General features: G+C 45.5%; 17 protein-coding genes and 1 pseudogene. 6 read left to right on the top strand and 12 right to left on the bottom strand.

The features are described from left to right. Nucleotides 1-31 precede the first annotated feature (31 nt). Both AAFP14_RS17960 and glyA read right to left on the bottom strand, forming a co-directional pair. The gene (locus AAFP14_RS17960) at nt 32-1,087 is read right to left on the bottom strand and encodes a glycosyltransferase family 4 protein (RefSeq protein ID WP_341733599.1); all 1,056 of its coding nucleotides are present in this window, start codon (nt 1,085-1,087) and stop codon (nt 32-34) included. Nucleotides 1,088-1,340: 253 nt separating this feature from the next. Next, a complete protein-coding gene (gene glyA / locus AAFP14_RS17965; protein WP_341733600.1) occupies nt 1,341-2,624 on the bottom strand; it encodes a serine hydroxymethyltransferase in 1,284 nt (427 codons plus the stop codon). A gap of 168 nt (nt 2,625-2,792) precedes the next feature. Between glyA and AAFP14_RS17970 the strand changes: the two genes are divergently transcribed. Further along, on the top strand, nt 2,793-2,990 hold the full coding sequence (locus AAFP14_RS17970) for a hypothetical protein (protein ID WP_341733601.1): 198 nt from the start codon (nt 2,793-2,795) through the stop codon (nt 2,988-2,990). Nucleotides 2,991-3,214: 224 nt separating this feature from the next. After that, complete coding sequence (locus AAFP14_RS17975) at nt 3,215-3,685, top strand: Tic20 family protein (protein ID WP_341733602.1); 471 nt, start codon at nt 3,215-3,217, stop codon at nt 3,683-3,685. Between the two features lie 590 nt (nt 3,686-4,275). Here the strand turns inward: AAFP14_RS17975 and AAFP14_RS17980 are convergent. Beyond that, nucleotides 4,276-5,049 carry a fumarylacetoacetate hydrolase family protein gene (locus tag AAFP14_RS17980; RefSeq protein WP_341733603.1) on the bottom strand — a complete coding sequence of 258 codons (774 nt, stop codon included), beginning with the start codon at nt 5,047-5,049 and terminating at the stop codon, nt 4,276-4,278. 404 nt (nt 5,050-5,453) lie between these two features. Between AAFP14_RS17980 and AAFP14_RS17985 the strand changes: the two genes are divergently transcribed. Beyond that, a complete protein-coding gene (locus AAFP14_RS17985; RefSeq protein WP_341733604.1) occupies nt 5,454-6,797 on the top strand; it encodes an RNA-guided endonuclease InsQ/TnpB family protein in 1,344 nt (447 codons plus the stop codon). Nucleotides 6,798-6,942: 145 nt separating this feature from the next. On the opposite strand, the gene AAFP14_RS17990 is transcribed toward AAFP14_RS17985, so the two are convergent. Next, nucleotides 6,943-7,092 (bottom strand): hypothetical protein, encoded by a 150-nt coding sequence (locus tag AAFP14_RS17990; RefSeq protein ID WP_341733605.1) that lies wholly within the window; start codon nt 7,090-7,092, stop codon nt 6,943-6,945. An 832-nt stretch (nt 7,093-7,924) separates the two neighbouring features. On the opposite strand from AAFP14_RS17990, the gene AAFP14_RS17995 reads away from it, so the two are divergent. Continuing rightward, nucleotides 7,925-15,100 (top strand): calcium-binding protein, encoded by a 7,176-nt coding sequence (locus AAFP14_RS17995; RefSeq protein ID WP_341733606.1) that lies wholly within the window; start codon nt 7,925-7,927, stop codon nt 15,098-15,100. 179 nt (nt 15,101-15,279) lie between these two features. Here the strand turns inward: AAFP14_RS17995 and AAFP14_RS18000 are convergent, their stop codons facing one another. After that, nucleotides 15,280-15,861, bottom strand: coding sequence for a 5-formyltetrahydrofolate cyclo-ligase (locus tag AAFP14_RS18000; RefSeq protein ID WP_341733607.1), 582 nt, complete (start codon nt 15,859-15,861; stop codon nt 15,280-15,282). A gap of 620 nt (nt 15,862-16,481) precedes the next feature. After that, nucleotides 16,482-16,691 carry a DUF6972 family protein gene (locus tag AAFP14_RS26720; RefSeq protein ID WP_472851069.1) on the bottom strand — a complete coding sequence of 70 codons (210 nt, stop codon included), beginning with the start codon at nt 16,689-16,691 and terminating at the stop codon, nt 16,482-16,484. A gap of 104 nt (nt 16,692-16,795) precedes the next feature. Here AAFP14_RS26720 and AAFP14_RS18005 point away from each other — a divergent pair, with 104 nt between their 5' ends. Further along, nucleotides 16,796-17,212: a XisH family protein gene (locus AAFP14_RS18005; RefSeq protein WP_341733608.1), complete on the top strand. Its 417-nt coding sequence runs from the start codon at nt 16,796-16,798 to the stop codon at nt 17,210-17,212. Next, on the top strand, nt 17,200-17,538 hold the full coding sequence (locus AAFP14_RS18010) for a XisI protein (protein ID WP_341733609.1): 339 nt from the start codon (nt 17,200-17,202) through the stop codon (nt 17,536-17,538). Before AAFP14_RS18005 ends, AAFP14_RS18010 begins: the two co-directional genes overlap by 13 nt. Before the next feature lie 50 nt (nt 17,539-17,588). Here the strand turns inward: AAFP14_RS18010 and AAFP14_RS18015 are convergent. The 6 genes and pseudogenes from AAFP14_RS18015 to AAFP14_RS18040 form a co-directional block, all read right to left on the bottom strand. Next, nucleotides 17,589-18,200: pseudogene (locus AAFP14_RS18015) on the bottom strand (Uma2 family endonuclease). Nucleotides 18,201-18,492: 292 nt separating this feature from the next. Then, nucleotides 18,493-19,317 (bottom strand): peptidoglycan-binding protein, encoded by an 825-nt coding sequence (locus AAFP14_RS18020; RefSeq protein ID WP_341733610.1) that lies wholly within the window; start codon nt 19,315-19,317, stop codon nt 18,493-18,495. Nucleotides 19,318-19,399: 82 nt separating this feature from the next. Beyond that, a complete protein-coding gene (locus AAFP14_RS18025) occupies nt 19,400-19,540 on the bottom strand; it encodes a hypothetical protein (protein WP_341733611.1) in 141 nt (46 codons plus the stop codon). 444 nt (nt 19,541-19,984) lie between these two features. Continuing rightward, nucleotides 19,985-20,680 (bottom strand): hypothetical protein, encoded by a 696-nt coding sequence (locus AAFP14_RS18030; RefSeq protein ID WP_341733612.1) that lies wholly within the window; start codon nt 20,678-20,680, stop codon nt 19,985-19,987. Nucleotides 20,681-20,706: 26 nt separating this feature from the next. After that, a complete protein-coding gene (locus AAFP14_RS18035) occupies nt 20,707-21,231 on the bottom strand; it encodes a hypothetical protein (protein ID WP_341733613.1) in 525 nt (174 codons plus the stop codon). 93 nt (nt 21,232-21,324) lie between these two features. Further along, nucleotides 21,325-22,233, bottom strand: coding sequence for an AraC family transcriptional regulator (locus tag AAFP14_RS18040; RefSeq protein ID WP_341733614.1), 909 nt, complete (start codon nt 22,231-22,233; stop codon nt 21,325-21,327). Between the last annotated feature and the right edge of the window lie 84 nt (nt 22,234-22,317).

Here is a 22,317-nt window from a genome sequence, read left to right on the forward strand (position 1 = left end):
TGACTAATGACTAATGACTAATGACTAATGACTATCGAGCGTGCCTCCAAACTTTCCAGCTAGCATATCCCAGCAAACTGGTGGCTCCCATGGCATAGACTACGCCACTGGGAACCGAAAAAGCTAGAGCTAAACTTCCCACCCACAGTGTCAGCGAGTAAATAAATAAAACTGCAAATCGATGGGATAATCCTGCATTGAGCAGTCGGTGGTGGAGGTGACGTTTGTCAGCAATAAACGGAGACTTGCCGTTGCGAAGTCGATCGAGAATCACCGCAGACATATCTAAAATCGGTACAGCTAAAATCAAATATGGCAGCAACACAGAAGTTATAGCCGTAGTTTTAACTAACCCAATCACTCCCACTCCGGCAAGAGTAAAGCCGATAAAATAGGCACCTCCATCTCCCATGAAGATTTGAGCTGGATTGAAGTTGTAGCGCAGAAATCCCAATGTGCCACCAGCTAAGGCTGCTGCAATTAACGCCGCCGCTGGTTGGTTCATCGACAGACTGACAATCAGCATCACAACTGCTGCAATCCCTGAAACTCCCGCCGCCAATCCGTCCAAACCGTCAATCCAATTGATGGCGTTGGCCATACCGACGAGCCAAATCACCGTAATTGGCAAACTCAGCCAGCCAATATCTGTCAGTCCCAGGGAGGGAACTGTGAGAAATTCAATTTGTACACCGGCCATCCAAGCGATGGTGGATACACCAATTTGCATGAGCAAGCGTCTTAGTGCTGAAAGCGAAAATAAATCGTCTGCTAAACCGATGAGGAAGAATCCGATGCCGCCGAGGGTGACTCCCCAAATTTCGTATTCGTCTTTGCGATTGAGAATTTGTCCGGTAGCATCGATGAAGCCTCCTGAGAGCCAGACAATTAGGAGAGCAATGATAGTGCCAAGAAAGATAGATACTCCTCCCAAGCGTACCATCGGGCGTTGATGAACTTTACGATCGCCTGGTCGATCGACTCGTCCGCTTTTGAGACCAATGGTTTTGACTATTGGCGTACTCAATAGGACGACGATCGCGGAAACGATAAAGGCTAGTAGGTGGTAGAACAGATGGTGGAGCATCTGAAATCAGTATAGAGTGTCGGGTAATTTGGGTTTCAGGCAGAGTCTACTACATTTCAGATGGCTTTTAACCAGGCAAAATCTTGGAATAGCGACTGGGGGATTAGGAGACGGAGAGTTGGGAGTTACAAGTGGCAAGTTAAAGAGTTGTTAATTCTGCGCTTAAAACTCATAACTCTCAATCTTCTCCTGCTCTATTGCCCTTTTACCTGTACACTCCCAACTACCAATTTCCCCTTGTCAATCAGGAAAATTAAGCCAAGGCAGGGACTTTCAGGTACAAGTGAGGATACAAGGGAAAGCGCGAGCAGAGGGTGCCAACTCGCCGCAAGCAATCGGCCGCTACGCTTTCGTCTTCAGGATTTAACAGTCGATCGGCAATAATATTACCAATCTCGGTAAATTCTGTAGTTCCCATACCCCTGGTTGTCATCGCTGCGGAACCAAGTCTCAAACCACTGGTAACAAAGGGCGATGCTGGATCGAAAGGCACGGTATTTTTATTAGCTGTAATATTCACACCGCTAACTAATTGATCGGCTACTTTACCTGTCATGTTGATAGATTGCAAATCAACTAACATTAAGTGATTATCGGTACCCCCAGAAACCAGTTTCAAACCCCGCTGCTGTAACTGTGCAGCTAAAGCAGCAGCATTTGCAATTACTTGACCAGAATAAGTTTTAAATTCTGGCTTTAATGCTTCCCCAAAAGCTACTGCTTTACCAGCAATGACGTGTTCCAAAGGTCCGCCCTGAGTACCAGGAAACACTGCTTTATCGAACTTTTTGCCTAGTTCTGGGTCATTTGTCAAAATCAAACCGCCTCTGGGCCCGCGCAGGGTTTTGTGAGTGGTAGTGGTGACTGCATGACAGTGAGGCAGAGGATTCGGGTGGTGCCCTGTGGCGACTAACCCGGCGATGTGGGCGATGTCGGCGAGGAGATAAGCCCCGATTTCGTCAGCGATGGCTCTAAATTTCTCAAAGTTGATAATTCGCGAATAAGCTGAGTAGCCGCAAATTAGCAATTTCGGTCGATTTTGTTTGGCAATCGCCAAAATTTCGTCGTAGTCTAACTGTTCTGTTTCTTTGCTGACACCGTAGTGAAAAGCTTTGAACCATTTGCCGGATACGTTGACCGGTGAGCCATGGGTCAAGTGTCCGCCGTGGGACAAATCCATGCCCATAATGCCGTCTCCAGGCTCTAGCAAACTCAAAAACACTGCAAAGTTGGCTTGAGCGCCGGAGTGGGGCTGGACGTTGGCGTGAGCTGCTCCAAATAGCTGTTTGGCGCGATCGATCGCGATTTGCTCGATGCCGTCAATAAATTCACAGCCACCGTAGTAGCGTTTGGTTGGCAATCCTTCGGCGTACTTATTTGTCAGCACAGAGCCTTGAGCTGCCATTACCGCTGCGGAAGTAAAGTTTTCGCTGGCGATGAGTTCTAGGTGATCTCGTTGCCGCTGGAGTTCCTGCCCGATTAAATCGGCAATTAGCGGATCGGTTTTGGAAAGAAATTCAAAGTTAGAGTCCGTCACAATAATCAACCTCTTAAGAAATTGGGGATTGGGAATTGGGGATCTTGTACCATACTACGGATTCCGCCCCATTGACATAAATATTACATTGTGTTCAGGTTAAGCTCTTTGTTCCAAAGTCCTGACATACAATGTAATCACTGGTGTGGAACCTGCCGGAGGTATCAAATGTTAGTCATTTTAATGGAAAATCAGATGCTTGCCCCTCAGCGTGTTTGCCAAGGTTGTTTGCTGGCCTCTAGCACTGGCCAACCCCGCTGGAATGATGGCGAACTCCGCTGCGGCCATCCGATTCGCAAACCTACGGAAAATTTGCCCGATCGCTACGAGTGTCAAATGGGCTTCACGATCGCTCACATTAAATAATTATCGGGCCTGGGGCATAGGGAATTGGGCATAGAGCATTGGGAATTGGTCATCGGGCATCGGGCCTAGTGACTATTTAACGCGACTTGATATAAGTATCCCTGAATCTACAGGGATCTGAGTGTGGGCAAATTCCGGGCGAGTCGGAACACAAACCCTGCTGCTGCGTTATCCTGAATTTAATGGGAATTGATAGTTAGTCGATCGACTCAGGAGAGTTCACTATGACTTGGCGCGGGTCTACAACTGTTTCAGACCGGATTTTTGCTTCTTTGCCTTATTTGCTGCCGCTGGTTGACGGGCTGATGTTTGGCAGGTTTCTGTTTCAACAGTTTCCTGTCCTCCAACTGTTGTTCATACCGCTAGCTCCCTTGATGCAAATTTATAGTTTGCCCTTCGCTAGCTTGGTGATTTTCTTTGCCCTCTATTTAGGGGTTGTGAGAAACGAAAACATTAGTCACTTTATTCGCTTTAACGCGATGCAGGCGATTCTTTTAGACATTGTTTTGATGTTGTGCGGTCTGGTTTTGCCGATTTTAGCTAAGGTTCAAATCGCATTTATTGCCGAAACTCTCTATAACATGGTGTTTTTAGGCGTTGTGGCTGCATTTGTATATGCAGTTGTTCAGTCGGCATTGGGACGCTATGCAGAGATTCCTCCACTTTCGGATGCAGTTTATATGCAGGTACGATAGTCATTAGTCATTAGTTAGCAGTCATTAGTTAGTTGTCTTTGAAGCCAATGTAGGTTGGTTAGGTTGTTGGCAATAACTAATGACTCACAATTGACGAATGACTAATAATTAAAATCAATAATTGAACGCTGACTAACAACTAATGACTAATGACTAACAACTGATGACTAATGACTAACAACTGATGACTAATGACTAACAACTAATGACTAATCACTAACAACTGATGACTAATAACAACTAACAACTAACAACTAACAACTAACAACTAACAACTAACAACTAACAACTAACAACTAATGACTAATGACTAATGACTAACAACTAACAACTAATGACTAACAACTAACAACTAATCACTAACAACTGATGACTAATGACTAATGACTAACAACTAATCACTAATCACTAACAACTGATGACTAATGACTAACAACTAACAACTAACAACTAACAACTAACAACTAATGACTAACAACTAATAACTAATAACTAATGACTAACAACTAATGACTAACAACTAATAACTAATGACTAACAACTAATGACTAACAACTAATGACTAACAACTAATGACTAATGACTAATGACTAATGACTAATGACTGTATTTTCCAGACTGCCAATACCTTCTATTTCAATGCGAACTCGATCGCCTATTTGCAGCGGCCCAACTCCTTCCGGCGTTCCAGTCAGAATTACGTCACCAGGAAGGAGAGTCATGATTTGACTGATGTAGGAGACGATAAAGTCTGGGGAAAATACCATGCGATCGATGCGATCGGATTGTACCGGGCGATCGCTGTCATTGACAAAAGTCTGCAATTGTGCAGCGGGACTCAATTCGCGGACAATCCAAGGCCCAAGGGGACAAAATGTATCAAAACCTTTCGCCCTCGCCCACTGATTGTCCCGCTTTTGCAAATCTCTAGCTGTGATATCATTGGCGATCGTATAACCCCAAATTTTGCTCTGTGCTTGTTCAGGAGTGCACTGAGTACAATGTTCGCCAATTATCAGGGCTAATTCTCCCTCGTAGTCTACTCGCTGGGACTGTGCTGGATAGCGAATCGACCCACCTGTGGGAATCACAGCCGTGGGAGGCTTGAAAAACAATAGCGGTTCTTCCGGTACGGAACCTCCCATTTCGGCGGCGTGGTCGCTATAATTTTTGCCCACGGCTATGATTTTGCTGGGAGAGCACGGGGCGAGAATTTGGTAACTATCTGGCGGAAGTTCCAAATCAGTGGGTTCTCCTTTTAACCAGGGAGGTGCATCAAGTACCTGAACGCTGCGGCTTAGTTGCAGTAAACCGTAATGGATTTGTCCTTGTACTGTTTTGACTCGAACGTAGCGTGAAGCCATAGGATTTTAGATTTTAGATTTTGGATTATAGATTAAAAGGATAGCGGAATAGGACTTGCAGTACGATATTCTCTCAACAATCGTCAGGGTTACTACGGGAAATCATGGTAGTAGAGCGCCCGTGTGTCAGCCCTATTTCCCCAAGAGGCGACCTGTGCCTTCATGTCATGGTTTCATAAATCAATACGGGATGCGGGAAACTCAGAGACTTCAGTCCTTCCTAGGGAAGCGGCGCGAGGGACTTTAGTCCCCGTGTTCTTTCTTTCTTTCTTTCTTTCTTTCTTTCTTTCTTTCTTTCTTTCTTTCTTTCTTTCTTTCTTTCTAAATATTTTGTTGATCAAGCTTGAGATATCTACTATAATCACTAAAAGTAGACAAATTAACCAATATTCAGGAAAATAGAGGTGACCAAAACCCAAAAAACAATGGGAGTTCAGCAAGTATTACTGTCTCCAAACAAAGAGGTTAAAGCATTGTTGGAGTATCTCTGCCAACAATCAGGTAAACTTTACAACAGTGGGGTTTATTTAGCTCGTCAAACTTTTTTTAAGACCGGAAAACTGTTGACGGGAAAATTCGACTTATCTTTTGAATCGTCAGTTGCCAAATCAATGGTTGCTAAGTCGTTGCCATCAACACCAATGCAGCAAACATTGATGTCAGTCACAGAAGCCTTCAAATCTTTTAAAGAATTAAGAGACTTGTACATCAAAGGTCAATTGCATTTTAAGCCCAAGCCACCGGGATACCTGACAGGTTCTAAGTTGTTCAAAGTAGCTTATCCTAATTCTGGAGGTTTAAGACCGAAACTTGTTGGCAATCAGTTAAGATTCTCCTTGGGCTTAACCGTGAGGCGATGGTTTGGAATTCCTGAATTCTTTCTACCTATGCCGTCAAATCTTGATTTTTCCAACGTGAAAGAGTTTACGATTCTCCCTAAAAATGGTGCTTTTTACCTGGAAATGTCCTACGAGGTTGAAAAAGAACAACACAATCTGGACATAGGTCAAGCATTATCAATTGACTTGGGAACTGCTGATAATTTAGCAGCTTGTGTCGATACACTAGGAAATTCCTTCTTAATTGATTCTCGTGGAATGAAAGCGATGAATCAATTGTGGAACAAAAAAGTAGCAACTAGAAAAGAAGGAAAGCCAGAAGGTTATTGGGATAATTGGCTAGACAGTGTGACTCGCAAACGTAATCACCAAATGCGTGATGGTATCAATAAGGCTGCCAAGTTGATTGCCAACCATTGCCTTAAATCCGGAATTGGTACACTGATAGTTGGGTGGAATGAAGGTTTTAAGTTTAATAGTAATCTCGGTAAAGCGAACAATCAAAAGTTTGTTCAAATGCCTTTAGGTAAGCTGAAAAATAGGTTAAAAGAACTATGTGATTTGCACGGTATCAGGTTTGTTGAAACTGAAGAAGCGTATACATCGAAAGCTAGTTTTTTAGATGGAGACTCCCTACCCAAATATGGTGAAAAACCATCTGGGTGGAAAGCATCTGGAAAGCGGATTAAACGTGGCTTGTATCAGTCAGCTAATGGCAGGGTGGTAAATGCAGACTTAAATGGCGCTGCCAACATTCTGAGAAAAGTAGCGAGTAGGCTAGGCGTAGACCTCAGCCGACTTGGTAGACGTTGCTTGACGAACGTAGCGAGAGTTAGACTTTGGGTATTACCCAAGCCTACTTTGTCCGCAGAATCTCAGCGTATGAAAGACCTGAGAGTGTCAAGATAATTATGTTGTAGCAGGGATTCAGTGAAAATACTGAGTTGAGCGATCGCGCTTGCTTGCCCAACGCCATATTTACGAGAAAAAAATCAAGTTTGTGTGAAGTAATAGTAAAGAACCGGTTTTTTTGCGGGTAAATTAGCAGTTGTACTTAGATATTTATACAAGCTTTTACTACTGCGTAATTAGCGCGATCGCACCAATGAGAGAAATTAATTGCGATCGGGCGTTTAGGTGATTTCCCTAAACGTAGTTTTGGTCTAATATTGCTAGTAAATACCAATTTTTTATGAGGCTGCATAGAATCTGATCCCCCCTAGCCCCCCTTAATAAGGGGGGGACAAGATTCTTCTCAAAGTCCCCCTTCTTAAGGGGGATTTAGGGGGATCGAGATCTGTGCAACGACCCATTAAATTGGTATAAATACGCATTAGTATCAGTTCGGAATAAAAACAGAGATAGATCGAAGTTACGAAATTTCTCTTTTGGAGGGTGCATGGAGATTGATATGAAAGGTTTTAGGGAAGCGCGCACTGGGGAATTTTCCAGGGGCGTATTTTGATTGGGCGGGCTTTTTGTAAAGTTTTGTAACAAAAGCTGAGTTTTTGCATAAAAGTCACGGGCTGAGACTGATAGATAGACAGAAGTTACAAAATTTCTCTTTTGGAGGGTGCATGAAGATTGATATGAAAGGTTTTAGGGAAGGGCGCACTGGGGAATTTTCCAGGGGCGTATTTTGATTGGGCGGGCTTTTTGTAAAGTTTTGTAACAAAAAGCTGAGTTTTTGCATAAAAGTCACGGGCTGAGACTGATAGATAGACAGAGGTTACAAAGTTTCAATTTTGGAGGGTGCATGAAGATTGATATGAAAGGTTTTAGGGAAGGGCGCACTTGGGAAATTTCCAGGGGCGGATTTTGATGCGGCGGGCTTTATGCAAAGTTTTGTAACAAATTCGGCAAAGCGGCATAAAAATTAGGGGTTAACCCCGATAGGTTTCATAGAGGGTAATACTGGCGCGATCGCGTTCATTATTTCCTCATAGTATCGCTTCGTAAAAAAGGCGAGTAAGTTTCGCGTATCTGCATTTACATTGTTCAGGGTTCACTAACATAATTAATTGGAGAAAAAAGCCATGTTGACTTCTAATAACTCACTCAACTCTTTAATCGCAACTTCTCTGCAACAGGTTTACAGCACCTTAAATAAATTTGCCAATAGTGATGATTTTCTTGCCAAGATTCAATCTATTTTTGGTACGAACTTTGACGCGAGTAAGTTAGAAGAAATCCGTCAGCAGTGGATTAACAGTAATTTTACATCTCTGCCACCGATTGAAATTCGCAGTGGTTCTGAACTCCAAGGGGCTAATGCTGCTTATGCAGGTTCAAATAATACGATTTATGTTTCTCAAGACTTTTTGACTAAATATACTGATAATCTGCAAGCGATTACCAGTGTTTTATTGGAAGAAATTGGTCATTCTGTGGATTGGCATATTAATACTTCTGATACTCCTGGGGATGAAGGGGAGTTCTTTTCTAATGTGGTACAAGGGATTGGTTTGAGTGAGGAACAGATTCAGGGGTTGAAGCAGGAGAATGATGCCATTACTCTCAATTTTAATGATTCTCAAGCCATTAATTTACTGGCGAATGATAGCCAAATTCAAGCTGAACAAGACGCAAATTCTAATGGTTACACTTCTGGGTTAGGAAGTCAAGTTTTCAGTCAAATAATTAAGGATAGACCTAAAACAAAAGTTGTATTTATTAATGGTATTTTGACCCCTGATAATGTTATTAATAAAATAGCGGACGAGGTTGACAAAGCCTATTATCTCACTCATAAACACAACCAATCACCAATCCCGCCAGACTTTAAAAATTCTATAATATTTGATTTTGTTCACAATAAATCAACTGAAACAGAAGGTGACGACAGTTGGAGCACTGGAGCTTTAGATACTTATGACGCAGTTACACAATCTTATGCTGTTTTTCATACAAAATTTGCAGACCTAATTCTTTATCCAGCTATTAAAAACGCAGAGGATGCTATTGTGAAACTAGATGAAGATAGCCCTGATTATGAATCAAAAAAAGCCGAAATACAAAAAAATATCGATGATGTTCGTCCACTAGCAGGTCAAGAAGAAGCATTGGAGAAGATTACAGATGATAAAATTACTGTACTATCAAATTTCCTTGCAAAATATATCGAAGCATATCCAGATGCAGATCCGGCATCCAAATACTTCGGCACAATTGCCAATATTGAAACAAGAATTAATGACGAAGTAGGCAATTCAAAATATAGTTACGAATCTCCTCCTAATGATTTATTAGAATCCTTCAGCCAATTTTGGTCGAAAAAAGCATCAACAGCTAGTAGTAGAGTTAATCAAAAATTGACTGAAAAAATTACTGGTTCTAATTCTGCTATATTGATTGCTCATTCTCAGGGTAATTTTTTTGTAGAGGATGCTTTATCAGAAGGATTACCTGTTGATAACTCTAAAGTTAAGATAATTTCTCTGGGTTCACCAACTGATTATTCAGCGGTTAAAGGAACAGCAGAAATTGTATTGAACCCCAATACTAATAGCACTCCCGATCCTGTTACTCACCTTCGTTATGAAGGAGATGCTGATCTTCACAAAAAAATAGAAATATTTTTGAAAAGTTTGCGAGAAATTCTATCAGATGTTGCTGGTAAATTAAACAAGTATCATAGCCTTACTGCACAAGCCCTAAACAATCCTTTTGATGATTCAGATGATGGATATTTACAAAGGTCTTACAAAAAAGGAGATTTAAAAAACTTTTTTAACAGTCTAAATCCAATTGGGTACTATTTTCCTAACCCAGTACAAATTATTGAGACACAATTATGGCCTTCACCAACAGACGATGGGGATTGGATTGAAGGGAGTTCAAGTAATGATGCTTTTTTCCCACTAGATGATACGCGATTACAAGGAAAAAAAGGTAATGATGTCTTACGTGGCAATGCTGGAAATGATTACTTGATAGGTGGTGAAGGATGGGATTTCCTAGATGGTGGAGCAGGTGAAGACGAAGCCAGCTATGAAGATAGAGGCAGTGTTACTGTAAGGCAAAGAGAAAACTATCTTGGTTCTGGTTCTGATGTTTATGAAGTAACAGACGGTGGAGAAATAGATGTTTTAGTTGATATTGAAAAAGTTTCTGGTTCTAATGCCAATGATCAAATGTTTGGTGGTCGAGGAAAAGATATTTTCTATGGTCGAGATGGTAATGATACATTAAAAGGAGAGGGTGGAGATGATTACTTTGAGGGCAACAAGGGCAATGATTACTTTGAAGGTCATTCAGGGAATGATACTTTTTATGGTGGAAATGATAGTGACGAGGGCTACGGTGGTACGAATAATGATGTATTAAAAGGTGAAGGTGGTAGAGATATTCTGCACGGTGGAGCGGACAATGATTATGTTGCTGGTGGTTTTTTTGAATGGCAAAACTGGGATGAAAAAGAAGAAATTAAAGAAGAGGGAAGTAACCCAGAAGAAGCCAGTTTTACAGTAGCAGGTCTAGGTGTTGATGCAGAAGCAAATATCACTCGTTTTGCGGCTAATACTAATATCAGTCTTACCACGATCCATGCTGAAGCTAACATTGAGCCACAACAAGAAATTGATGGTGACGATTTAATCTATGGTGGTAAAGGCAACGATAGTATTGCAGGAGATGAAGGGAATGATGAAATTTTTGGTGATGAAGATAACGATTTAATCTTAGGTGGTACAGGAGAGGATAAAATCTCTGGGGGTAGCGACCAAGATAAAGTTTTTGGGGGTAAAGGCAACGATATCCTTAACGGAAACGAAGGCCAAGACACCCTTTTTGGCCAAGCAGGAAATGACCAAGCAAGCGGCGACGAGGGAAATGACACCCTATTTGGCAATGAAGGAAACGACACCCTCAACGGGGGCACCGACCAAGACCAACTCGAAGGCGGCGATAACGAAGACATCCTCAACGGCAACGACGGCCAAGACACCCTCTACGGCGAACTCGGAAACGACCAACTCAACGGCGACACCGGCAACGACACCCTCCTCGGCCAACAAGGAAACGATACCCTCAGCGGTGGCACAGACCAAGACGAACTCTACGGCGGCGATAACGAAGACATCCTCAACGGCAACGACGGCCAAGACACCCTCTTCGGCGGCAAAGGCCAAGACCAACTCAACGGCGATGCCGGCAACGACTCCCTCTTAGGTCAAGACGGCCAAGACACCCTCAGCGGCGGCACCGACCAAGACACCCTCTATGGCGGCAAAGGAGAAGACCTCCTCCAAGGCGATGCCGGCAACGACATCCTCTACGGCAACCTCGATAACGACACCCTCTTAGGCGGAGACAACGCCGACATCCTCTACGGCCAAGAAGGCGACGACCAACTCGGAGGCGATGCCGGCAACGACACCCTCTACGGTGCCGAAGGAACCGACCTCCTCAACGGCGGCGACAACGACGACCTCCTCTACGGCAACATCGGCAACGACACCCTCAACGGCGACAACGGCAACGACCTCGCCTACGGCGAACTCGGAGACGACCTCCTCAACGGTGGCGGTGACAGCGACACCCTCTACGGCCAAGAAGGTTTTGACAACATCAACGGCGACGCGGGTAACGACTTCCTCTACGGCGGCAAAGACAACGACACCCTCGCCGGCGGCGACGACGCAGACCTCCTCTACGGCCAAGAAGGCAACGACCAACTCGGAGGCGATGCCGGCAACGACACCCTCTACGGTGCCGAAGGAACCGACCTCCTCAACGGCGGCGAAAACGACGACCTTCTCCACGGCGCAACTGGCAACGACACCCTCAACGGCGACAACGGCAACGACCTCGCCTACGGGGAACTCGGTAACGACCTCCTCAACGGCGGCGGCAACAACGACACCCTCTACGGTGCCGAAGGAACCGACATCATCAACGGCGACAGTGGCGACGACAACATCTATGGCGGCATCGACAACGACACCCTCAACGGCGGTAGTGACAATGACCTCATCTATGGCGAACAAAGTCAAGACCTCCTACACGGCGACAGCGGTAACGACACCCTCAGCGGCGGCGACAATGCCGACTTAATGTATGGCGACGGCGACAACGACCTAATGACAGGCGATGCCGGCCAAGACACCCTTAGCGGCGGCGACGGCGACGACAACCTCAGTGGCAACGCCGACAACGACCTTCTCCAAGGAGATGCCGGCAAAGACCAACTCTTCGGCAACGATGGCGAAGACCAACTCCAAGGCGGCGATAACGAAGACACCCTCAGCGGTGGCGCAGACAAAGACCTACTCTGGGGGAATAACGGCGCAGATGTCCTGCAAGGCGACGCAGACAAAGACACCCTTTACGGAGGCAACGACAACGACTTCCTAGACGGAGGCGATGCCGCCGACGAACTTTACGGCGAAAACGGCAACGACGAACTACACGGCCGCGCCGGTACAGACTTACTCCGAGGTGGAGAAGACAACGACCTCCTCTTTGGCGAAGGCGAAGACGACAAACTCTACGGCGACGCAGGCAAAGACACCATCAACGGCGACAGTGGCAACGACCTATTAGAAGGCGGTAGCGACGACGACCTTCTCAACGGCGGCGACGGCAAAGACCTCCTCTACGGCCAAACCGGTAACGACATCATCAATGGCAATGCAGGGGAAGACAAACTCTGGGGAGGCGAAGACAACGATACCCTCAACGCCGGCGACGGTGAAGACCAACTTTGGGGAGAAACCGGCAACGACTCCCTAGACGGTGGCAACGATAACGACCAACTCGAAGGCGGCGACGGCAACGACGTACTCCAAGGTCAAGCAGGCCAAGACTTCCTAGACGGCGGTGCCCACAACGACACCCTCTACGGCGGCGATGACGATGATAAAGTATTCGGTCGCACCGGAGACGACTACCTAGACGGCGGCAACGGCAACGACCAATTAGAAGGGGAAGAAGGCAACGACATCATCTTCGGTCAAGCTGGCGTTGACTTCCTAGACGGCGGTATTGGCAACGACACCCTGGCCGGTGGCGACGGCGAAGACCAACTCTTAGGTCAAGCAGGCGACGACTCAATGGACGGCGGGGCCGGCAACGACCAACTCAAAGGGGGAGACGGCAACGACGAACTCTTAGGCCAAGCAGGAGAAGATAAACTCGATGGCGGTGACGGTAACGACATCCTGCGAGGCGGCGACGGCAACGACGAACTCGAAGGCAAAAACGGCGACGACTCCCTCTACGGCGGTGCCGGCAACGACATTTTCGATGGCGGTTTAGGTAATAACCTCCTAGCCGGGGAAGAAGGCGACGACCTCCTCATCGGCAACAACGGCCTCGACACCCTCTTAGGCGGTGACGGCAACGACACCCTCGACGGCAAAAACAACGACGACTCCCTCGATGGCGGTGCCGGCAACGACATCATCGACGGTCGCGAAGGCAACGACAGCTTAGAAGGCGGTAGCGGCGACGACTACATGGACGGCCGCGAAGGCAACGACTGGATGAAAGGCGGCGACGGCAAAGACACCCTTTTAGGACGTTCTGGCGACGACAACATGGACGGCGGCGGAGAGGATGACATCCTCGAAGGCAGTTCCGGCAACGACACCCTCGACGGCGGTTTCGGTTTCGACCTCATCTACGGCGGTGCCGGCAATGACACCCTCTTAGGTAGCGAAGATGGTGACACCCTCTACGGAGACAGCGGCGATGATTCCATCCTTGGTGGCAACGGCAACGACGTAATCTACGGCGAAGTTGGCAACGATAACCTCTATGGTGGCGACGGTCAAGATATCTTTATGCTTTCTCCTGGTGAGGGAGTAGATATCGTCTGGGATTATGCGATCGGCCAAGATAATCTAGGTGTTTTGAAGGGACTGAGAAATGACGAATTAGAGTTTACCAACGGCACGGGTGAAAATGCCAAAGATACCTTAGTCTGGCGTGGCAAAGGTAAAGATAATGAACTTTTAGCCATCCTCAAAAACTTGCAATTGGGCACGCCAAAAACACCCACACCATCGGTAACGCCTACACCTGCGATAACGCCTACACCTGCGGAAACACCCACACCAGGGAAAAAACCAACGCCTGCGGAAACACCCACACCAGGGAAAAAACCAACGGCTGTGGAAACACCCACGCCTGTGGAAACACCCACACCATCGATAACACCATCGGTAACGCCAACACCATCGGTAACGCCAACACCATCGGTAACGCCAACACCATCGGTAACGCCAACACCATCGGTAACGCCAACACCATCGGTAACACCAACACCTGTGGTAACACCGACGCCATCGGTAACACCATCGGTAACGCCTGCGATAACGCCAACACCATCGGTAACGCCAACACCATCGGTAACGCCAACACCATCGACAACACCAACACCATCGACAACACCAACACCATCGACAACACCAACACCTGCGGTAACACCGACACCATCGACAACGCCAACGCCTGCGGTAACACCGACACCATCGACAACGCCAACGCCTGCGGTAACACCAACGCCTGCGGTAACACCCACGCCTGCGGTAACACCCACGCCTGCGGTAACACCGACACCATCGGTAACACCAACGCCTGCGGTAACACCCACGCCTGCGGTAACACCCACGCCTGCGGTAACACCGACACCATCGGTAACACCAACACCTGCACCTTCCCCCGTCCCTGGTATCCTCCTAATAGGTAACTCAGGCTCCAGTTCCCTGATGGGCAATGCAGGCGATGACACCCTCATTGGCAATGCAGGTGATGACAGCATTCTCGGTGGTGCTGGTAACGACACCCTCAACGGCGACACGGGCAATGATTACCTCGATGGTGAAGCCGGCAACGACACCCTCACAGGTCAAAATGGTACTGATTCCCTATTCGGTGGCTTTGGTGACGACTGGCTCGATGGTGGGGCTAACAAGGACACCCTCACGGGCGGAATGGGTGACGACACCCTCACGGGCGGAAACGGCCAAGACTTATTTGTTTTTGCTTCTGGAAACGGAGTTGATACTTTACTTGACTTCACTGCTACAGGTGGCAATAAAGACACTCTGGGCCTAGCCGGTGGCTTGACATTTGCTCAGCTAACCATTGCCCCAGACTCCAATCTTGCTAATACCATCATCAAGGTAACTGCTACCAATGAAGTCTTAGCGGTTTTAACTGGTGTCCCAGCAGCTTCCCTCAACAGTTCCCATTTCCTGGCCATCTAGGCCGCCGGGACTGCGAGGCGAAATTATCAATGGGAATCGAGGTTTGATTCCCTGTTCAAACCTCGGTTTGCGATTTGGTTGAACTCTGTCAAACGGCTCGATTCAAATCTGGATAATAACGAGACAAATCAATAACTGTTATAGACTTAATTGCGAAAAATTAATTTGTTTATTCCCGTTTAAGATTTCTGCTGTATCATTTCTAACCCGCTTTCTGTGCAAATTCCATACAGAGGTCTATCCCAGGAGTCAACAGGAAGTTGCGCCCTCAAGGCAAATTCAAAGATTGTGCCGATCGCAATTTTTGATTCCCACTCAGCTTTACTGAACATCCTGTCATAATAGCCGCCGCCGTAGCCCAAACGATAGCCACGCAAATCGCAACCCACGGCTGGTACAAGGATTAAATCTACCTCTGATTGGTCTATTTTAGGAGCATCAGGCAGTGGTTCGAGAATGCCATAAGCTCCTGTATGTAAAAGGTCTCCGGGCTGCCAGATGTGCCAGGAGAGGTCTTTGCCGACACAGCGGGGAAATCCCCATTTTTTAGGAATGGTAAATAGGGGGCTTAAGTCTGGTTCTTGGCGAAAACTGAAGTAGGCGAGGATGGTTTTGGCTTGGGTGAATAGGGATGAGGTTTGTAGGTGGTTGCAAAGGCGATCGCTCTTTTCTCTCCATTCTTGTGCTGATAGGGATTTGCGGGTTTGAAGGAGAGATTTTCTTAATTCTGTTTTAGTTAATGAAGGTTCAGAAGTATTCATATTTCAGATTAAATCATCGCTGCGGGTAGGGAAACGGCATTGCCCTCTCCTCAAAATAGTAGAAAAACGGCATTTCCGTCTCCTCAAAATGGTAGGGAAACGGCATTGCCCTCTCCTCAAAATGGTAGGGAAACGAGAATGCCCATTGGTGTCAACTTAACGTCAAACCCAGTCATATCAATTCCGGTTGTATCGGAATGATTTAACAGCGAAGGCGCTTATGACGCGAAGTTCGAGAAGAGAGAGTTTAATACAGGACGATGAAGAGAGGATTTGGTATCAGAGAATGCTGTTTGACTATTAAGGTCAGATCCCCCCTAACCCCCCTTAAGAAGGGGGGGACAGGAAGCCTCTTTAAGTCCCCCTTCTTAAGGGGGATTTAGGGGGATCTAGACTCAGCTAAAAACGAGAGATTTCAAGGCTTTCAGTCTTAAGTTGTCACCAATGGGCATTGCCCTGTCCCTACAGATATCGTGGCTAATTAACCGGATTTGATATCACATATTGTTTCACCACAGGACAAAGATTGAATAAAGTTTCATTGTGTCAGGTTCGCAATCAACCATTTTATTGATACCAGGAAAATTAGGGGGTTCAATGGCAAAGCATATTTTGAAAAATCAACCGCTGGGAATTCTGCTATTTATGTCAACTTTTTGTATGTCTTTGTAATTATCAGTTCCTTTGATGATTTTAATTTCTGCGTAATACAGCGGAATGCGACTGCCGTCGGCTCTGATTTGATAAACTATAGGATAATCAAAGTATAAACCGTAGCGATCGTAGTCATCGATTTCATCCTCACTCCCTGTCAGATCTCCTCTATCTATAACCTGATATCAAAAGCGCCCTTCATTAACCGAGGCGCGATCGCGCTGACTTGAATTGAGGAGCGATCGCTATTATAATAACAGCTATATACTGTAAAAAAACGATGGCCGCCAAAGACCTATTCCATGATGCCGTCAAACAAGCACTCCTGAAGGAAGAGTGGATAGTTACCGCAGATCCGCTGATCCTCAAGATAGATAAGGTGAAGCTGGAGATAGATTTAGCAGCAGAGAAAGTCTTTGCCGCCCAAAAGGCTGGACGCAAAATTGCAGTTGAAATTAAAAGCTTTCTCCATCCATCAGCGATTACAGACTTTCATTTAGCGTTAGGACAGTTTTTGAACTACCGCTTAGGATTGCAAATGATCGAACCAGATAGAACTCTTTATCTGGCAGTACCTATCGATATATATCAATCATTTTTTCAAGAAAAATTCACTCAGGAAGCCGTCAGACAGTATCAAGTAAAGTTAATTGCTTACGACCCTGTTCAGGAGGTAATCATTGAATGGAAAGAATAGAGCAGTATCGCCAATTTATCCGCCAACTTTTAACCTCTCATGCCAGTCTCGATAATAATTCCGAGTTGGATGGTGAGTGTCAACTCGTGTTCGACACAGAACACGATCATTACCAAATTTTAGATGTTGGTTGGGAGGGATACAAACGGATTTATAACTGTTTCATTCACTTAGATATCAAGGATGGTAAAATCTGGATTCAACGTAATATGACAGAAGCCGATCTCGGACAGGAATTAGTCGATCTGGGAGTACCAAAAGAAGATATAGTTTTAGGTTTACATCCACCTTACAAGCGTCCGTATACCGGCTATGGAGTAGCTTAGGAAAGAGTGCGATCGCCCTTCCTTAACTGAGGTGCGATCGCAATTTCAATTTATCCCCTAGATCGCAGTTCATCAACATCTGCTTCTGCATCTTCCTTAGTAAAAATTACATCCTCATAAATCGCATCAATACCTGTGCGAAAATCTACGCTAGCCAAGTTAATTTCGCTACCTTGAGTATAGGAATACAAAACCCACAACCCTTCAGCATTCCGACGGAAACACTCTACCCGCTCGCGTTTTTGGCTAATTAACACATACTCTTGAAGCGTTTCTAATTATTGATAATCAGCAAATTTATCCCCCCGATCGAATCCTTCTGTACTATTAGATAAAACCTCGACAATTAAACAAGGATATCTTTTAAAAGATTGAAAAGCCTTGTCCCGTTCATCGCACGTTACCATCACGTCGGGATAGTAGTAAACATTCTGAGATTCAATCCTAGCTTTCATGTCTGACATATAAACACGACAGCCAGTGCCCCGAACATGACTTCTCAAAAGTGCAAATAAGTTGCCCGCAACCGTCACATGAGCATCATTTGCATCAGCCCTTGCATAGATTTCGCCCTGAATATACTCATGTTTGAGCGGACTGAGTTCTTCTAACTTCAGATACTCTTCGGGGGAGATATAATTGTGGGGGCGATCGGTAATCACGGGGTTTACAAAATGTAAGTTTTAGATGATTTAATTCGAGCTATTCCTATTATATAATATCGTTTCTGGTTGGATCGGAATTATTTAACCGCAGAGAACACAGAGGACACAGAGGGAGAAAATAGAGATCTTAATAATTCAGATGCTACCGGATTTGATATAATAGAACGATAGAACCGTGAAGGAATAAATGCCTCTTCTTTTTTCTCTAACTTAGCGTCCGCGTGCCTCGCGGTTCATTTAATCTTACGCCCTATTAGCGGTAGATGAAAAGACCTCTGAGCCGATGGATTTAAGCACTTTCTTCAATTAAATCCGCTTCCGCATCCCGCCGTCTGTTCATACCTCTGGCAATTGAAGTTCCCTCCCAAATTCGTTTCATTTCTCTGATTTTTACCGCAATTCCCTTCACATCTTTTTTCGGTACTAAATCCCGAATTGCGCGCATTTCCAGGCGACGATTTCCCTCCAAACTCGTACCGCGATTAAACACCAAACTCACCAATCCCCCTTGAACATCTGGTGGTAATTCTTCAAAACCGGGAAATGTTTGTTTGGTAAAATTGTAAAATTTTGGCACTGTGACAGCATTAAAAACTTCCCAAGCTAATTCCCAAGAAATTATGATATCTCGAACACTAGCTAAACGCTGCTGCGCTGCATCCTTTTTTAACCCGCAGCAATCACTCAAACGCTTCCGGTCAACATCCTCTAATTTATGCCAATCTTGGTTAAAGACTTCTACACTGTTGTAACCTACATCATAACCGATGCCGATCGTAATTCCTGATTGTCCTTCGGGCCAAGTGGGGTGTTGCAAAAATTTTTCGTAATATTCCTTTCCGCCACCAATCTCGAATTCCAAAATTAACTCGATCGCCCTGTATGATAAAAGTGACGACCCCAGCAATTCTCCAGGAAACAAAGCAGTCAGGGTTCGATCGCCCGCGATGCCATCTGCTACCAATCCTTGATTACTCTGAAATTCTTTCAGGGCTGCTTCAGTTTTTGGTCCAAATTGACCATCGGCACGACTGGAACTTAACCCTAATTCTAACAACCGTTTTTGTAGTTTAACCACATCGGAACCTGATGCACCTAATTTGAGAATTTGCACAATCAGTTCCTCCTTTATACATAAAGCCATCTATTGAGCCTACAAAATTCACGAATGTTAATTTTTTTGACGGATATTGCTCTCAATATCGATACATTTGGGCGACGCCTATACCTGTCTGAGCATCACCAACGACTTGACCGTTATTATTAATCGCCCAAGCTCGAGTTTCAGAGCCACTCACTGTCCCTAAGTCAAGAATAGAGTAGGTTTGATTTGGCATTTTTTTGCTCAACTATTTTTTTAGGGTTAAATAAACTGATGGCGCGATAACACAAGCTTGTCATAATGGACAACCACAGGCCAGCTCTAGTTTTAAGATGATGGAAGCGATCGCACCACAAATCGCGATCCCAGCAATAGATAAGTCTAGCATAAAAGCTTTGTTAGACATGATATGGTTGACCGTTGCATCGGAATGATTTAACCGGACCTAGAACATAGAGAACACACAGAGATCGCAGAGAAATAGACATCTTCTAAAAAGATAGTCAAGAACAGGCTATAAACCTGTTCCATAACAATTATGGGAGAGGTCTAATGAATACAGGACGATTAAGAGAGGAATTGATATGACTTCTTACTCCTATCGATCGTTGTGTAATTTAACAATTAGTGGTAACACTGCACTCTTATTTCTATTGAATATTCCCTAAAAAATGGTTTTTTAGCGTGCGTTTTGGCAAGCCTGGACTGCGGCAGCCTCGCTAATCTCAGTTCTGACTCTGACGGTTCTACAGTTCACATCATTCGCAACACAAATCCAGCCTGAAAATGGTTTCTGTACCTCTGTTCGATACAGCAAATTCTCCATACACTGCTGAATCGCCTGTGGCGACCCTCCAACCGGATTAGTCAAGGTTGTACCTCCGCCTCCCGGAATGATGATCAGCGGTGTGTTCTGATTTGGATTACTGACAGGAGCCACTGGATTGCCACCCACCGCATTACGGCACTGGTTGACCGCTTCTTCTTCACTCAATACCGAAACCCTAATCGAACTCGCCCAGCAGACATTTTTGGGATTAAAAAAGTTTCGATGATCAGTCCAGCATTGAGTTCCGGTACTCAGATGAGCAGAGAACGCATCCATCGGGTAAATGTATTCTGTCTTACCATCCGTTCGCTGTCGAGGTGCACCTTCGTAAGTCTGAAATCGCTTATTCTGTACACATCTTTCGATCGCCAAACCACCACTGGAACACAGGTCAGCAGCTTTATCAGGCGAAACGCCTTGGCGGACAAACTCACTCAGACATTCTCGAATCGAACTCTGGGCGATCGCGCCTTGGGTCATTAGCAATGGTGATAGCATCGTGGCGATCGCGCCTGCGATCGTCAATGCTTGATGATTTATAATCATGGCTCTACAAATAATGGAAAGTTGTCTTAGCGTGCGTTTTGGCAAACCTGAACGGCAGCAACTTCACTGGTTTGAGTTCTCACGGTTTGCAGTTGCCAACCGCCCCAACCATCTTCTCGACTCACTTGGCTGCAATAACTGCGAGTGCAAACTAGCTGTTGTTCGTACATCAGGTTTTTCATGCAGTTACCGATCGCCTGCGGAGAACCACCAATTTGCCGTCGCGGTTGGTAAATTACGGGAGGTTGCTGCGGTTGATAAATGACCAGGGGCTGCGCTGCGGTCCCGCCAGCAGGAGTTGGCGAAGCCGGACAGCCAAAAGGAGTGCAAGGATCTGCACCCGGATTTGGGCAACCAAACGGGTTACAAGCACCGGCACCGGGTTGAGAACAGCCGAAGGGATTGCACGTTTGGGCAACTGAAGGCTGTGTGTGTCCGAGTAAAGGTAGAATGGCGCTCAGAACGCCGATCGTTAGTGCTTTACTAAAGGTGACTGACAAAAACCCACGCTTGCGTGAGCATCCGAGCGATCGATTCATTTTTGTTTCCATTCCTGTTTACTGAAAATGTTCAGTAGATGCTCAATTTTAATCATCTTTGCCAGTTCAAGTCGAACATTTCCTTGCGAATTGAACATATTCTTGCTACATCATGCGAAACTGCTTAGGTGAAATGCCTGTGTATCTGCGAAAATGCTTAGCAAAATGACTGGGGTTAGCAAAACCACATTCGATCGCAATGTAGAGCATTGTGTGTTCTTTCTGCTTCAGTAATAACTTCGATCGCTCGACTCGCTGGTGTATCAAATACGCATGAGGAGTCATGCCCGTAGATTTCTTAAATAATCGACAGAAATGGTACTGGCTAATCTGCAATTCATCTGCAAGGGTTGCTAACGATAGGTTCTCACTTAGATGAACGTTCATATAATCAAGAGCTTGCTTCAGTTTGTACTTAGGTAAGCCATCTTCATACTCTGGTAGAATGTGCTTGCGGGTTGAGTAGTTTCTCAAAAAATGTGCAGCCATAGCTGTTGCCATTGACTCCGCATAGAAGCAACTATTTGTTGCATCAGTTTCTAATACCGTTTTCAGAGCTAAGACAATTTGATAGACTAACGGATCGAGCGTTGATAGCGTCGGCTTCAGTTCGATTTTCTCTGGATTTGCAGACTCGTAAGCAGCATGAGCTAGAAATGCAGGATCGAGATAGCAGTGAGTCGTTTCCCCTGCCTGACTCGATCTCACTTTGAGCAGCATATGAGCCGGAAAAATTTCAATATGCCCCTTTTCCTGTTCGTGATGTTGAAATCGATAACGCTTTCCATCAATTACCATCTCTACTTCCGTTGGCTGCTTCCATGATGGTAACGAAATGAGGTGCTGAAGACCTGTTGTTTCCGGGAAGTCAATTGCAGGCAGTTGATAATGTGCAAGATGGATATTTTTCCATCCCGCTTGTTGGCTGGAGTGAATCACTGGACGCGGAGCAAAGGTTAAGGTTGAATCTTGTTGAAAGTAATCAATCTCTAAAAGTCTCTCTACTGACATCATAAATTTGCTTTCCAAATTTCAAGGCATTCTCCGTACTTTGCCTGCGAGAACTTATAAAGCATTGTCCGAAGCAATAACGAGAGC

The sequence above is a fragment of the Microcoleus sp. EPA2 genome, from assembly GCA_020882975.1.
Taxonomy (GTDB): domain Bacteria; phylum Cyanobacteriota; class Cyanobacteriia; order Cyanobacteriales; family Microcoleaceae; genus Microcoleus.

Excerpts from the sequence above, each read along its gene's own strand:
- AAFP14_RS18005 (WP_341733608.1), top strand. The coding sequence starts at position 16,796 with ATGGCCGCCAAAGACCTATTCCATGATGCCGTCAAACAAGCACTCCTG.
- AAFP14_RS17970 (WP_341733601.1), top strand. The coding sequence starts at position 2,793 with ATGTTAGTCATTTTAATGGAAAATCAGATGCTTGCCCCTCAGCGTGTT.
- AAFP14_RS18000 (WP_341733607.1), bottom strand. The coding sequence starts at position 15,861 with ATGAATACTTCTGAACCTTCATTAACTAAAACAGAATTAAGAAAATCT.
- AAFP14_RS17975 (WP_341733602.1), top strand. The coding sequence starts at position 3,215 with ATGACTTGGCGCGGGTCTACAACTGTTTCAGACCGGATTTTTGCTTCT.
- AAFP14_RS18040 (WP_341733614.1), bottom strand. The coding sequence starts at position 22,233 with ATGATGTCAGTAGAGAGACTTTTAGAGATTGATTACTTTCAACAAGAT.
- AAFP14_RS18035 (WP_341733613.1), bottom strand. The coding sequence starts at position 21,231 with ATGGAAACAAAAATGAATCGATCGCTCGGATGCTCACGCAAGCGTGGG.
- AAFP14_RS17990 (WP_341733605.1), bottom strand. The coding sequence starts at position 7,092 with ATGCAGCCTCATAAAAAATTGGTATTTACTAGCAATATTAGACCAAAA.
- AAFP14_RS18025 (WP_341733611.1), bottom strand. The coding sequence starts at position 19,540 with ATGCCAAATCAAACCTACTCTATTCTTGACTTAGGGACAGTGAGTGGC.
- AAFP14_RS17980 (WP_341733603.1), bottom strand. The coding sequence starts at position 5,049 with ATGGCTTCACGCTACGTTCGAGTCAAAACAGTACAAGGACAAATCCAT.
- AAFP14_RS18030 (WP_341733612.1), bottom strand. The coding sequence starts at position 20,680 with ATGATTATAAATCATCAAGCATTGACGATCGCAGGCGCGATCGCCACG.
- AAFP14_RS18010 (WP_341733609.1), top strand. The coding sequence starts at position 17,200 with ATGGAAAGAATAGAGCAGTATCGCCAATTTATCCGCCAACTTTTAACC.
- AAFP14_RS17960 (WP_341733599.1), bottom strand. The coding sequence starts at position 1,087 with ATGCTCCACCATCTGTTCTACCACCTACTAGCCTTTATCGTTTCCGCG.
- AAFP14_RS17995 (WP_341733606.1), top strand. The coding sequence starts at position 7,925 with ATGTTGACTTCTAATAACTCACTCAACTCTTTAATCGCAACTTCTCTG.